Below are 14,213 nucleotides of genomic sequence, written 5' to 3'. Positions count from 1 at the left end.
GACAGCGAGGTGTTCGGGCACATGGCCGAGGTGCGGCGGGTCACGGCTCACCCGGCGGCGCGCGGCCTGGGGCTGGGCTCGCGGTTGGTGGGCGCGGTGGTCGAGCACGCCCGCGCGGCCGGGCTGGAGGTGTTGACGCTCGGGGTGCGCGGCAACAACCACGGCGCGATCGAGCTGTACGAGAGCCTGGGCTTCCGCGAGTGGGGCCGCCTGCCGAACGTGATCGCCGTCGGTGACGCCCGGTTCGACGACGTCCGCATGTACCTGCCCCTGGGCCACCGCGAGGGCGTCGTGCTGCACGGCTCGGCCCCCGGAGGCCCGGGTTCGTCGCCGCCGCGCTACCGACGGGCGGGCTGAGCGCGCGAACGGCCCGGGACCACGCGGGTCCCGGGCCGTTCGGACGATCGGCTCAGAGGTTCGGGAACCAGAGCTTGATCTCGCGCTCGGCCGACTCCGGCGAGTCCGAGCCGTGGACCAGGTTGAACTGGACCTCCAGGCCGAAGTCGCCGCGGATCGTGCCGGGGGTGGCCTTCTCGACCGGGTCGGTGCCGCCGGCGAGCTGGCGGAACGCCGCGATCGCCCGCGTGCCCTCGACCACCATCGCCACCAGCGGACCGCCGGTGATGAACTCGACCAGGTCCGCGAAGAACGGCTTGCCGTCGTGCTCGGCGTAGTGCTGCTCGGCCGTCGCGCGGTCCACGGTGCGCAGTTCGAGGCCGGCCAGGTGCAGGCCCTTGCGCTCGATGCGGGAGATGACCTCGCCGACCAGGCCGCGGCTGACGCCGTCGGGCTTGACCAGGACCAGGGTGCGCTCGCTCACGGCGGTCGGTACTCCTTCGTACGGGCTTGTGCGACTCGGTCAAGGGTAGCCGGAGCTGCGCGAGCGCCGGCCGTGACCACCGGGAAGCCGCTCCGGGGGGGTGCTGTCGGAGCGGATCGGGGTCGGGGAGGCGGGGGTCGGGGTGGAAGTGCTCGGCGCGCAGGCGCGGGGGTTCCGCGTGCGGGGCGCCGCGGTCGGGCGGGCGCGGGGCGGGGCGGGGGGGGTGGTGGGCGGGGTGGGGGGGGGGGGGGGGGGGGGGGGGGGTGTATGTGCTGGGCGCGCGGGGGGGGGGGTTCCGCGTCCTGCGCGCCGAGGACGTCCGGTCGCGCGTCGGGCCGGCCCGGTCGTCAGCGGGTCAGCACCACCACCGAGCGGGCCGGGGCGGTGATCGTGCCTTCGGCCACCACGGCCTTGTCGGTGGTCAGGGGGTGGTTCCGCCACGCGCCCGGCACCGCGACGGACTTGGCCGTCGGGTACGGGTTGACGATCACCAGGACGGCGTCGAGGGCCGGGTCGGTGTCCGGGCCCGCCGCGTCGTCCAGCAGGGCCGCGACGAGACCCGGTTCGGCGGTCGGGAACGACAGCTTCTGCTGCACGAGCGCCGCGTCGTTCAGGGTGAACAGCGGCGAGGACGCGCGGATGCGCAGCAGCTCCAGGGTGTTGCCGAGAGCGGTGCGCATGTCGGCCGGCGAGGGCTTGAGAGCGCCGTTGGCCAACAGCGGTGCGGCGTAGGGCCACTTGTCCGCGTTGTCCGCCGCCGGGGGCAGGCCGCGGGCGAAACCGTTGTCCCGCAACGACGGGTCGTAGCGGTTGAACCAGTCGCCCGAGTCGTAGCTGTTGCGGTCCAACGACTTCGAGCGCAGGAACTCCGTGCCGGCGTGCAGGAACGGTTGGCCCTGACCGAGCAGCACCGGCGCCAAGGCGACCTTCTGCATCCGCACCCGGTCGGCCATGGACGTGCCCACCGGCAGCTTGTAGGTCTGCGAGTCGAACAACGTCTCGTTGTCGTGCGCGTCGACGTACGTGATCACGTCGGCGGGCGTGCCCGTGTAACCGGCGGGTGAGCCGTTGTACGACACGTCACGGCCCGTGGTGACGCCGCCGGAGGTGGACTGGAACCGGTAGGACGCCAGGTTGCCCGCCATGCCCAGCTTCACCAGGTCGGTGTAGTTCGCCAGCCGCGCCGCCACGTCGCCGTTGGCCGGTGCGCCGTTCGGGTCGCCCGCGAGCCCCGACCCGAGCCCCTGCACGCGCGGGTCGCCGTCGAACGGACCGCCGCCGCGCACCGCGTCACGCAGCCGGTCGCTGAACGTGCCGATGCCCGTCCCCGCCATGTTCGCCTGCGTGGCCTGCTCGAACCGGGCGTTGCCCGCGACCTCGCCGAAGTCCCAGCCCTCGCCGTAGATGCGGATGTTGCGCCCGTCCACGCCGTCCTTCTCGACGGTCAACGCGTCCAGCGCCGCGCGCACGGCCAGGATGTTCGCCTTCGGGTGGTGGCCCATCAGGTCGAACCGGAACCCGTCGACCTTGTACCACCGGGCCCACCGCACCGCGGAGTCCACGACGAGCTTGCCCATCATGGCGTTCTCGGTCGCGGTGTTGGCGCAGCAGGTGGAGTTCGCCACCGCGCCGTCGAGGTCGAGCCGCTGGTAGTAGCCGGGCACCACCTTGTCCAGCACGGACGTCGGCGCGTCACCGGCGGCGGCCGTGTGGTTGTAGACCACGTCGACCACCACGCGGTTGCCGTTGTCGTGCAACGACTTCACCATCTCGCGGTACTGCTCGGAGCGCGCCCACCCGGTCTGCGCGCCGTCCGTGGCGTAGGAGCCCTCGGGCACGTCGTAGTGGAACGGGTCGTAGCCCCAGTTGAAGCCGTCCTTCGCGGCGGCTGCGGACACGCACTCCTGCTGCGCCGGGGAGTCCGCGGGCAGCGACGCCAGGTCGCACGCCGGCCGCTGCTGGTCGGCGCGCTTCTCCGGGATGGTCGCGATGTCGAACGTCGGCAGCAGGTGGACCGTGTCCAGGCCCGCGGCGGCCAGCTCGCGCAGGTGCGCCATGCCGGCGGACGACGTGTGCGTGAACGCCTTGTACGTGCCCCGGTCGCCTTCCGGGACGGACGTGTCACCGATGGAGAAGTCCCGGACGTGCAGCTCGGTGATGCCGTGCTCGGTCGGGTCGCCGTCCAGGCCGCGGGCGACGTGGCCGGCCCAGCCGGCGGGCATGGTGCGCGCGTCCCCGAGGTCGGCGAACTGCGAGTGCGTCGAGTCCACCGCCAGCGCCACCGAGTACGGGTCGGTCACGGTGACCGTGCGGCCGGCGACCGTCACCTCGTAGAGGTAGAACCTGTCCTTCCACGCCCCCGACGCCGACCACGAGCCGGACGCGTCGTCCCGGGTCATGGGCACGGTCGCGGCGGTGCCGCCGGGGTGGTCGAACACCTGGAGCTTCACCGAGGACGCCGTGGGCGCCCACAACCGCGTGGTCACGCGGTCGCCGTCGAACGTGGGCCCGTAGGTCAGCGGGGACGCGGCGGCGGCGAACCGGTCGTCCAGCACACCGGCGACCTGCACGCCCGTCCGGTGCCGCAGGCCGCCGTTGGCGTCGACGTGCACGGCGGACAGCTTGCCGCGCAGCGCCTCGTCCAACCGGCCGCCGTCACGCACCTTGAACACCGGCTTGCCGCGCAGGTGCGGGAACTTCGCGGGCACGGCGTCCGACGACGGCTCCAGCCGCAGCACCTTGCCGTCGTACTCGATCCGGTAGCCGTCGGACGGCACCACCGGCACGTCCCACACCACCAGGTCCTTCGACACCCAGATCGCCTTGGACTTGGTCAGGTCGTCGTCCACGCCCTCCCCGCCCGAGGGCGGCAGCACGTAGGAGATCGAGCCGTCCGCCTTGGTGGAGCCGGAGACGTACCAGACCTCGTAGCCGGTGGCCGTGACGTCGAGGAACTGGTCGGGGCCGGGATCCTTGGCGTCGCCCTTGTGGATGATGTTGTTCAGCCCCGCCGCGCCCGGCTCCAGCGGCACCGACCAGTAGACGCCGAACCCGTCCACGCCGTCCGGCGCACGTGACTGCGTCCAGCCCGGACTCGGTTCCAGCGACCCGGTCCAGTGGTAGAGCGTCCAGTCGCTGTAGTCGCCGTCGGGCCGGTTGTAGTGGATCACCGCGCGGTTCTGCGCGGCGGCCAGGCTCGCGTACACCCGGTCGCCGCCGACCCACGCGTGGCCGTCCGTGCGGCCGGAGGCGACGACCGCGTCACCGCGCAGCACGGAGAACTCGACCGGCGCAGTCGCCGGCACCGTCGCCACTCCCCCGGTGAACGGGTGGTCGACACCGCCGGCGCGGACCACGAGACCGGTCGCGTCACCGGTGTGCGTGATCACCGCCTGACCGGTCGCGGCGACCTCGCCGGCGTGCACGGCGGACTGGCCCTGGCGCAACCACACCTGGGGCGTGGCGCTCGGGTCGACGAACCGGTCGCCGTCGGTGTCCTTCACGTCGCCCCGGTGCGCGATGATGCCGACCGAGCGCGCGCCGGGCTTGAGCTTGACCCACGCGAACCGGCCGTACGGCGTCTCACCGGCGAACGGCAGCGGAGCGTCCCACGTGGGCGCGTTCTCGACGTCGCCCCACACGTGCAGGCCCCACCCGTCGTAGTCGCCCGCCGGGCGGTTGTAGTGCACGACCAGCCAGTCCGACGACACCGCGCCCGGCGGTTCGACCACCGGCGCGGCCACCAGGCCGACCTTCACGCCGTCCGCGCCGAGCGAACCCCTCGCGTCCTTGGCGACCACCCGCAGCTCGACGTTCTTGCCGGCCGCCGCACCCGGCAACGTCGCCAGGTCCGCGAACACCCGGTAGGGGGCGGCGTCGTCGGTGCCGAGCACCTGCCAGTCGCGCTCGCCCTCGACCCGCGCGGCGAACGTGGCCTGCGCGTACGGCGAGGTGATGCCGTCGGCGCGCAGCTCGACCCGGTCGTCGAGCACGGTCCCCGTCGCGGGCGCCACCAGCGTCGGCGCGGGAGCGGCGGACGGCAGCTTGCCGGTGGACTTGAGCACCAGGGCGGACAGCGCCGGCACGGTCACGGTGACCTTGCCGCCCGTCGCGTTGACCTGCGAGCCCGCAGCCGGCCAGACCGGCCGGTAGCCCTTGCCGGACACCGGGACCTCGACGGTCGCGGGCGCGGTGCCCGCGTTGGCCACGACCAGGTGCTCGACCTGCTGCGTGCGACCCGTGCGGCTGAACGCGATCACGTCACCCTGGGCGAGCCGCAGCGCCTGGTTGCCGTCACGCCACACCGGGTCGGCGTCGACGAACTTCGCCAGGTCCTTCAGCTGCCGGTACAGCGGGTGGTCGGTGCGGAAGTTGTCGACCGCGCCGGTGCGGTCGCTGCCGACCAGGTCCTCGGTGGCGTACTCGGGGGTCTTCGAGGCGAACATGTCCTGGCGGGCCAGCTTGTCGCCGCCCGTGCCCGCGAAACCCTGCTCGTCGCCGTAGTAGACGACCGGGTTGCCGCGCCACAGGTACAGCAGGGCGTTGCCCAGTTCCAGCCGGTCCAGCAGCTCCGCCTCGGAGATGCCCGGACGGCCCTGCCGGAGCATCCACGCGATGCGGCCCATGTCGTGATTGCCGAGGAACGTCGGCAGCGAGGACGCGTTGGAGTCGGCGTCGGTGTACCGGTCGTCGTCCACCAGCACCTCCCCGAGCCGGGCCGCGCCGCCGCCGGACAGGAACGTCGCCGCACCGCTCTGGAACGGGAAGTCCAGCGTGGCCTGCATCCGGCCGGTGGTGGTGTAGCGGGAGGTGAACGCCGGGTCCGCGTCGAACACCTCGCCGAAGACGAAGAAGTCCTTCTTGCCGCGCATCGCCGCGTACCGCTTCACGTGCGGCGCGAGGCTCTGCCAGAACTCCATGTTGACGTGCTTGACCGTGTCGACCCGGTAGCCGTCGATGCCCAGCGTGTCGATCCAGCTGGTGAAGATCCGCTTCATGCCCTTGACGACCGTCGGGTGCTCGGTCATCAGGTCGTCGAGGCCGAAGAAGTCGCCGTACTCGTTGGACTCGCCGCTGAACGTCGAGTCGCCGCGGTTGTGGTAGAGCTGCGGGTCGTTCAGCCAGGCCGGGGTCTTCTCGCCCGTGACGACCGGCGTGTACGGCCCGGTGAGCTTCGGGAACGGCTCCCGACCCGCGATAGTCGAGATGTCGACCGGGTTGCCCTGCTCGTCCAGGTACGGCTGCGCGCCGGTGCTGACGTAGTCGTGCTCGCCCTCGGCGTAGTCGATCAGGTCGGCGGTGTGGTTGGCGACGATGTCGAAGAACACCTTGATGCCGCGGCGGTGCGCGTCCTGGATGAGCCGCCGCATGTCGTTGGTCGTGCCGAAGTGCGGGTCGAGCTCGGTGAAGTCGGTGGTCCAGTAGCCGTGGTAGCCGGCCGAGACGTCGGCGCCGGAACCCTGCACCCACCGGTTGCGGAACATGGGGGTCATCCAGATCGCGGTGATGCCCATGCCGTCCAGGTAGTCGATCTTGTCGCGCAGGCCCTTGAGGTCGCCGCCGTGGTAGAAGCCCTTGTCGGCGGGGTCGTAGCCGGTCTTGAGCCGGTCGGGCTCACTCGTGCCGCCGCGGTCGTTGCGCGGGTCGCCGTTGGCGAACCGGTCGGGCATCACGAAGTAGAACCGCTCACCCGTGAGGTCGGCCCGCAACGCGTCCTTGGCCAGCGCTCGGTCACCGCCCCGGACACCCGGCGCGAGGTCGGTGACGGCGCCGACCGCGAGCCTCCCGGCTCCGGGCGCGGCACCGGCGGCGGCGGGTGGGACGAATGGCACAACGGCCAGGGCGATGAGCGCGGCGACGGCCCGACGCATCAGCGACCTCCTTGTCGCAAGAATTTGCAACCCCGCCCCGGCGGGGAGCCGGGACGGAGTGCACAAAACCACGACGGTCTCGGGCGGACAAGGCCCAGAAGGCTGCAACTCCTTGCAGATCCTTGCGCCTAGCGCGGCAAGCCGCCCCGCGGCTGCGGTCGGAGGGTCTTGCTCCACAGCGCCGCGCCGCTGATGTCGCGCAGCCACACGGTCAATTCGCCGTCCCGCGACACCTCGACCTCACCGAAGTGCTGGAAACCGTCCATCGGAGAGGTGTTCGCCGTCGGCGGCGCGTGCACGAACACCGCTTCGGGACCGAAGGTCGGGTCGAGCGCGTTGGGCCCGAACGCGCCCGCGTGCAGCGGCCCGGACACGAACTCCCAGAACGGGTCGAAGTCCTGGAACGCCGCCCGGTCCGGCGAGTAGTGGTGCGCGGCCGTGTAGTGCACGTCCGCCGTCAACCACACCGTGTTGCGCACGCGCCGCCGCTTCAGCTCGCCCAGCACCCACGCCAGCTCGTGCTCACGCCCGCCCGGCGTGCCCGGCAGGCCGTTGGCGACGCCCTCGATGTCCGTGCCGTCCGGAACGGTCAGGCCGATCGGCAGGTCGGCGGCGACGACCTTCCAGGTGGCGCTGCTGCGGTCCAGCGCGTCCACCAGCCAGCGCGCCTGGGCGTCACCGAGCACGACACCCCGGCCGTCGCGCGGCGCGGTGTTCGCGTCCTTGTACGACCGCATGTCGAGCACGAACACCTCGACGTGCCGACCGTGGCGGAAGCTCCGGTACACCCGACCGTCCACCGCCTGCCGCGGGTCGATCGGCTGGTACTCGTGGAACGCCCGGAACGCCCGCGCGGCCAGCACGTCCACCCGCTTCTCGGTGTACTGCGGCAGCGTCAGGACCTCGCCGGGGTACCAGTTGTTGGTCACCTCGTGGTCGTCCCACTGCACGACCATCGGCACCCGCGCGGCGAACGCGCGGTACTGCGGGTCGAGCAGGTTGTAGGCGAACTGGCCGCGGTACTCGTCCAGCGTCTCGGCCACCTTCAGCTTCTCCGGCGTGACGAGGTTGCGCCACACCCGCCCGTCGGGCAGCACCACGGACTCCTGCAACGGGCCGTCCGCGTACACCGTGTCGCCGCTGTGCAGGAAGAAGTCGGGACGACGGGCGGCCATCGCGCCGAAGATCGGCATGCCGCCCAGGTCCGGGTTGCTGCCCCACCCCTGCCCGGCCACGTCACCGGACCACACGAACCGCACGTCCTCGCGGCCGAGCGGCGCGGTGCGGAAGCTGCCCGTCACGGCCTCGCTGCGGGTGCGCCCGTCCAGGTCCTCGGCGGTGACCCGGTAGTGCACCTCCCGACCGCCGGGCAGGCCGCGCAACCGCACCTTGCCCGTGCCGCCGGTCTCGGGCGTCAGCAACGGTCCGCGCACGGTCCTCGCGTGCCGGAACGACGGGTCCGACGACACCTCGACCAGCATCCGCGACGGCCGGTCGGCCCGCGTCCACACCAGGCCGCCGTCGAACGTCACGTCACCGGACTGCACGCCGTGCGTGAGCACCGGCCGTTCGCCACCCCGCGCCAACGCCACCCCGGCCGGCACGAACGCCGCAGCCGCACCGATTGCCCCGGCCCGCAACAACGTCCGCCGGTCCACCACACCATCGCTCATGGCCGGTTTGTAATCCCCCGACGCGAACCGCGGGTGAACGCCACCCCCACGCCGGGTGCCACTCGGACGGGCGAATGGTGCAACCGGGAACAACCTGAACCGCGTTTCTCCCGTTAGCCGGGAAAAACGGACGGCCCCACCACGGCAGCGGACCACCCACCCCACAACCAACGCCTACCGACGCCTACCGACGCCCAGCCTCCATCACCGACAGCCAGCCTCCGTCAACCGACAGCTCCGCCCCTCCACCGACCGCCGCCCTCGCACGACCAGCGACCAGCCTCGCGCGACCGACCGAACGCCACCACCGCGAGCCGCAGGACCGCACCGACGGCCAGCCGCACGAGCCCGCCAGCCACCCCTGGGACCACTCGCAGGGTGGGACTGGCGTCGGACGGGGTGCCACTGCTGACTGGGCAGCAGCCGACCCTCCGCCATCCGCTTGGCCACGTCACGCCGCAGCCAGAGGACTACAGCAAGCCTTGGAGGTGATCGTCATGGCGACGCTCGTGTACTTGCACAAGGAGAACGAGACCGAAGCCGAGGCGCGCTACCGGTTCCACACCGACGGCGGCGTGGATCGGTACCTCGTGCTGGACAAGCGGTCGGAGACCGTCACGCCCGACGACGGCAACCGCGACGGCGTGTTCCGGGCCGCGGCAGGCGAGCTGGCCAGGGCCTGGCTCGACACCAAGACTGCGCCTGACCGGCTGGTCCACCAGAGCTGACGCCTGGGGGGCGAGCCGGGAGAACGGACGGCCCGCCACTGCAGCGGAACGCCCGAACCAAGACCAACGGTCTACCGACGCCCGCTTTCAGTACCGACGCCCAGCCTTCGGTACCAACGCCCAGCCTTCAGCACCGACGGCCAGGGGCACGAGCTCGCAGCCGTCCCCTGGGACCAGTCGCAGGGGACGGGACGGCGTCGGACGGGTTACCGCTGCTGGCTCGGTAGCCGGCCCTCGGCCATTCGCTTGGCCACGTCACGCCGCAGCCACAGGAGGTACACCCACACCAGGCTGAAGACGATGCCGATGCCGCCGAGCGCGGTCAGGGCGAACCACGACGCCACCATCACGGCGTGGATCGCGACGATCACGTACACGGCCCACGGGCGCTTCAGCAGCGCGCACGTGCCGATCAGCGCGACGATCAGCCCGAGCACCAGGTAGCCGGTGCCCGTGCCGACACCGCCGCCCAGCTTCGCCACCACCGGCAGGGCCAGGGCGACGACGATGACCTCCAGGATCAGCGTGCCCGCCATGATGCCGCGGAAGGACTTCATCGGGTCCTTCTTCGGCGCGGGAACCGCCTTCGGCGCGGGGACGGCGTCGGGCACGGGGGTGTCCTCGGGGGGCTCGGCAGAGGTCACGAGGGTTCCTTGCCGAACAGGGCCCGCGCGTCGCCCGCCGTGACGACCGAGCCGGTCACCACGACGCCGCCGCCGGACATGATGTCGCCGTCGTCGCTCTCCTCGGCCAGCCGCACGGCCTCCTCGATCGCGTCGTCCAGGTGCGGCTGCACGACCATCCGGTCCTCGCCGAAGATCGGGATCGCCACGCCGGCCAGCAGGTCGGGGTCCATCGCCCGGGGCGAGGAGTTGGAGGTCAGCACGACCTCCTGCACGACCGGTTCGAGAGCGCTGAGGATGCCGACGGCGTCCTTGTCCTGCATGACGCCGACCACGGCGACCAGCTTGCGGAAGCCGAACTCCTCGTCCAGCGCCTTGGCCAGCGCCTCGGCGCCGTGCGGGTTGTGCGCCGCGTCGACCAGCACGGTCGGCGCGGAGCGGACGCGTTCGAGCCGGCCGGGCGAGCTGACGGTCGCGAACGCCTCGCGCACGGCGTCGATGTCGAGCTGCCGGTCGGCGCCCGCGCCGAAGAACGCCTCCACGGCGGCCAGCGCCAGTGCCGCGTTCGCCGCCTGGTGCGCGCCGTGCAGCGGCAGGAACACCTCGTCGTACTCGCCGGCCAGGCCCTGCAACCGCAGCATCTGCCCGCCCACGGCGACGTCGCGCGCGGTGACGCCGAACTCGGACCCGAGCCGGGCGACGGTGGCGTCCACCTCGGCGCAGCGCCGCAGCAGCACCTGCTCGACGGCGGCTTCCTGCTTGGCCAGCAGCGCGACCGCGCCGGGCTTGATGATCCCGGCCTTCTCCTGCGCGATGCCCGCCAGGTCGCCGCCCAGGTACTCGACGTGGTCGAGCCCGATGGGGGTGATCACGGCGATCCGGCCGTCCGCGATGTTCGTGGCGTCCCAGGACCCGCCCATGCCGACCTCGACCACGGCGACGTCGACCGGGGCGTCCGCGAACGCGGCGAACGCCATGCCGGTGAGCACCTCGAACTTGCTCATCGGCACGTCGGTGCGCGCGTCCACCAGCGACAGGTACGGCTCGACGTCGCGGTAGATCTCGACGTACCGCTCGGGGCTGATCGGGGCGCCGTCGACGCTGATCCGCTCGGTCGCGAGCTGGAGGTGCGGGCTGGTGTAGCGGCCGGTGCGCAGGCCGATCCGGGTGAACAGCGCGTCGATCATCCGGGACGTGGAGGTCTTGCCGTTCGTCCCCCCGACGTGCACGACGGGGTAGGTCGACTGCGGGTCGCCCAGGATGTCGGCCAGCGCCCGGATGCGGTCGAGGCTGGGCTCGATCTTGGTCTCGGGCCAGCGCGTGTTCAGCTCCGACTCGACCTGGCGCAGCTCCTCCAGCGCGCCCGTCCCGAAGCCGGTCACGAGTTGTCCTGCGGCAGGGAGTCGAGCCGCGCGTGGATGCGGTCGATCTCGGCGTTGGCGGCCTCCAGCCGGGCCTGGATCTTGGTGACGACCTCGGCGGGCGCCTTGTCCAGGAACGAGGCGTTGCCGAGCTTGCCCTCGCACTGGGCGCGTTCCTTCTCGGCCACGGCGAGGTCCTTGGCCAGCCGCTTGCGCTCGGCCACGACGTCGATGGCGCCGGACAGGTCGAGCTCGACCTTGACCGTGCCCTTGGGCAGGCCGACGTCGATGGAGGCGCTCGCGGAGAAGTCGTCGCCGGGCTCGGTCATGCGGGTCAGCGACAGCACGGCGGGCACCTGCTCCAGCAGGTCGACGCAGCACGCGCCGCGCACCTTGCCCGCGACCTTCTGCGCGGGCTTGAGGCCCTGGTCGGAGCGGAACCGGCGGATCTCGGTGACGAGCTTCTTGAGGCCCTCGATGCGCTGCGCGGCGACGGCGTCGCGCTCGACGCCGCTGGGCTTGGGCCAGTCCGCGACGACGAGCGACTCGCCGCCGGTCAGCGTGGTCCACAGCGTCTCGGTGATGAACGGCGTGAGGGGGTGCAGCAGGCGCAGCAGCACTTCCAGGACGTGGCCGAGCACGGACTGGGTGGCCTCGGCGCGGGTGCCGCCCTCGGCCAGCTGGACCTTGGCCAGCTCCAGGTACCAGTCGCAGAACTCGTCCCAGGTGAAGTGGTAGAGCGCTTCGCTGAGCTTGGCGAACTGGAAGGACTCGAACTGGCCGTCGACCTCGGTGACGAGCCCGTCGAGCAGGTCGAGGATCCAGCGGTCGGCGTCGGTCAGCTCGTCGCGCGGCGGCAGGGGGCGGTCGACGGTGGCGCCGTTGTTCAGGGCGAACCGGGAGGCGTTCCACAGCTTGGTGGTGAAGTTGCGCGACCCGGCGGCCCACTCCTCGGCCAGCGCGAGGTCGGAGCCGGGGTTGGCGCTGCGCAGCAGGGTGAACCGGGTGGCGTCGGCGCCGTAGGTGTCCATCCAGTCGATCGGGTCGATGCCGTTGCCGCGCGACTTCGACATCTTCTTGCCGTACTGGTCGCGGATGAGGCCGTGCAGGAACACGTCGTCGAACGGCTGCTTGCCGTCCATCGCGTAGAGGCCGAACATCATCATCCGGACGACCCAGAAGAACAGGATGTCGTAGCCGGTGGACAGGACGCTGGTCGGGTAGAACTTGGCCAGGTCGTCGGTCTGCTCGGGCCAGCCGAGGGTGGAGAACGGCCACAGGCCGGACGAGAACCACGTGTCGAGCACGTCCTCGTCCTGCACCCAGCCCTCGCCGGGGTGCTCGTCGTCGGGGCCGACGCACATGACCTTGTCGTTCGGGCCGTACCAGACGGGGATGCGGTGGCCCCACCACAGCTGGCGGGAGATGCACCAGTCGTTGAGGTTGTCGACCCAGTCGAAGTAGCGCTTGGCCAGCTCCGGCGGGTGGATGGTGGTGCGGCCGTCGCGAACGGCGGCGGCGGCGGCCTCGGCCAGCGGGGCGACCTTGACCCACCACTGGAGCGACAGGCGCGGTTCGATGACCGTGTCGCAGCGCGAGCAGTGGCCGACCGAGTGCAGGTACGGGCGCTTCTCGGCCACGATCCGGCCCTCGGCGCGCAGGGCGGCGACCACGGCGGGACGCGCTTCGAAGCGGTCCAGGCCCTCGAACGGGCCGTGCGCGGTGATCACGCCGCGGCCGTCCATGACGGTGAGCGCGGGCAGGTCGAGGCGCCGGCTGATCTCGAAGTCGTTCGGGTCGTGCGCGGGGGTGACCTTGATCGCGCCGGTGCCGAACTTGGGGTCGACGTGCTCGTCGGCGACGATCGGCACGACGCGCCCGGTCAGGGGCACCTCGACCTCGGTGCCGATGAGGTGCTGGTAGCGCTCGTCCTCGGGGTGCACGGCGACGGCCGTGTCGCCCAGCATGGTCTCGGCGCGGCTGGTGGCGACGACGATCGAGTTCTCGCCGGTGCCGTAGCGGATGGAGACGAGCTCGCCCTCGTCCTCGGAGTGGTCGACCTCGATGTCGGACAGCGCGGTCTGGCAGCGCGGGCACCAGTTGATGATGCGCTCGGCGCGGTAGATGAGGCCGTCGTCGTAGAGCTTCTTGAACATCGTCTGGACGGCGCGGGACAGGCCCTCGTCCATGGTGAAGCGGACGCGGCTCCAGTCGACGCCGTCACCGAGGCGGCGCATCTGGCCGAGGATCCGGCCGCCGACCTCGTCGCGCCACTCCCAGACGCGTTCCACGAACTTCTCGCGGCCGACGTCGTGGCGGGACTTGCCCTCGCCGGCGAGGTCGCGCTCGACGGCGGTCTGGGTGGCGATGCCGGCGTGGTCGGTGCCGGGCAGCCACAGCACCTCGTAGCCCTGCATGCGCCGGCGGCGGGTGAGCGCGTCCATGATGCTGTGGTTCAGCGCGTGGCCCATGTGCAGGCTGCCGTTGACGTTCGGCGGCGGCAGCACGATGGAGAACGGCGGCTTGTCGCTGGAGGCGTCGGCCGTGAAGTAACCGCGCTCGACCCACCGCTCGTACAGCCCGGCCTCTACCTCCGCCGGGTTCCAGGCCGGTGGGAGTTCGGAGCGCTGCGGTGCGGTGGGGGTCTCAGTCACGGTGGAAGTCTACGGAGGTGCGGGTATCGACTTCTAATCAGATACCTGCTAGCGGTTCCGACGTGTGACGCGCCTCGCGGGGAGCACGACGGGTGGTGGTGGGGAGCGGGGTCCGACGAGCGCTTGCACGTGGGGTCCGGACTCGGGGTGGGGAGGTGGTCCGGGCGCGTCGGGCGGCACGCGCGGGGACGTCGTACCCGCGGTGACGGTCCGTATCGACTTCCCGACCGGGAGCTGGTAACGCCTTCGGTAGGGCTTGGCGAGTGGGGGGAACGTGGACGAGTACCGGATCGAGGACCACCCCGACCTGCAGGACCGCAAGTGGGTGCGCGACGCCGTGCGGCGGGCCGAGCGCGAGGCGCGGTTGCGGCGGCTGCGGTCGTTGCCGCGCCGGCCGCGGCGGCGGGTCTGGGGCGGGGTGGGGGTCGCGGGGGCGGGGGGGCTGGGGGGGGGGGCGGGGTTCGTGTCGGGGTGGGTGGTGCGC

At 71.9% G+C, this 14,213-nt stretch carries 8 protein-coding genes and 1 pseudogene; 3 read left to right on the top strand and 6 right to left on the bottom strand.

The genetic code is table 11. From position 1 onward, the window contains the following. A partial coding sequence (locus AB0G02_RS16920; protein WP_360794697.1) for a GNAT family N-acetyltransferase occupies window positions 1–357 on the top strand: 357 nt, incomplete at its 5' end. A 52-nt stretch (window positions 358–409) separates the two neighbouring features. Here the strand turns inward: AB0G02_RS16920 and ndk are convergent. The 3 genes from ndk to AB0G02_RS16905 form a co-directional block, all read right to left on the bottom strand. After that, window positions 410–820, bottom strand: coding sequence for a nucleoside-diphosphate kinase (gene ndk, locus AB0G02_RS16915; RefSeq protein WP_360794694.1), 411 nt, complete (start codon window positions 818–820; stop codon window positions 410–412). A gap of 347 nt (window positions 821–1,167) precedes the next feature. Continuing rightward, window positions 1,168–6,690 carry a pullulanase-type alpha-1,6-glucosidase gene (gene pulA / locus AB0G02_RS16910; RefSeq protein ID WP_360794692.1) on the bottom strand — a complete coding sequence of 1,841 codons (5,523 nt, stop codon included), beginning with the start codon at window positions 6,688–6,690 and terminating at the stop codon, window positions 1,168–1,170. A 128-nt stretch (window positions 6,691–6,818) separates the two neighbouring features. Continuing rightward, window positions 6,819–8,363 (bottom strand): alkaline phosphatase D family protein, encoded by a 1,545-nt coding sequence (locus tag AB0G02_RS16905; RefSeq protein WP_360794689.1) that lies wholly within the window; start codon window positions 8,361–8,363, stop codon window positions 6,819–6,821. A 497-nt stretch (window positions 8,364–8,860) separates the two neighbouring features. On the opposite strand from AB0G02_RS16905, the gene AB0G02_RS16900 reads away from it, so the two are divergent. Continuing rightward, window positions 8,861–9,091 (top strand): hypothetical protein, encoded by a 231-nt coding sequence (locus AB0G02_RS16900; RefSeq protein ID WP_360794686.1) that lies wholly within the window; start codon window positions 8,861–8,863, stop codon window positions 9,089–9,091. A gap of 206 nt (window positions 9,092–9,297) precedes the next feature. Here AB0G02_RS16900 and AB0G02_RS16895 read toward each other — a convergent pair whose 3' ends face one another. The 3 genes from AB0G02_RS16895 to AB0G02_RS16885 all read right to left on the bottom strand — a co-directional run bounded on the left by AB0G02_RS16895 (window position 9,298) and on the right by AB0G02_RS16885 (window position 13,729). After that, window positions 9,298–9,648 (bottom strand): DUF4233 domain-containing protein, encoded by a 351-nt coding sequence (locus AB0G02_RS16895; RefSeq protein WP_360794700.1) that lies wholly within the window; start codon window positions 9,646–9,648, stop codon window positions 9,298–9,300. An 83-nt stretch (window positions 9,649–9,731) separates the two neighbouring features. Continuing rightward, window positions 9,732–11,096, bottom strand: a complete 1,365-nt coding sequence (locus tag AB0G02_RS16890) for a folylpolyglutamate synthase/dihydrofolate synthase family protein (protein ID WP_360794683.1) — start codon at window positions 11,094–11,096, stop codon at window positions 9,732–9,734. Next, window positions 11,093–13,729, bottom strand: a complete 2,637-nt coding sequence (locus AB0G02_RS16885) for a valine--tRNA ligase (protein WP_360794680.1) — start codon at window positions 13,727–13,729, stop codon at window positions 11,093–11,095. The genes AB0G02_RS16890 and AB0G02_RS16885 overlap by 4 nt, the downstream gene beginning before the upstream one ends. Window positions 13,730–14,003: 274 nt before the next feature. Between AB0G02_RS16885 and AB0G02_RS16880 the strand changes: the two are divergent. Then, window positions 14,004–14,213: pseudogene (locus AB0G02_RS16880) on the top strand (hypothetical protein); the annotation flags it as partial.

Origin of the sequence: Actinosynnema sp. NPDC023658, from assembly GCF_040639995.1 — a bacterium.
In the GTDB taxonomy this organism is placed as follows: domain Bacteria; phylum Actinomycetota; class Actinomycetes; order Mycobacteriales; family Pseudonocardiaceae; genus Actinosynnema.
Note: the sequence above shows the minus strand (reverse complement) of the source record. Positions and strands in the feature narration are given on the sequence as shown.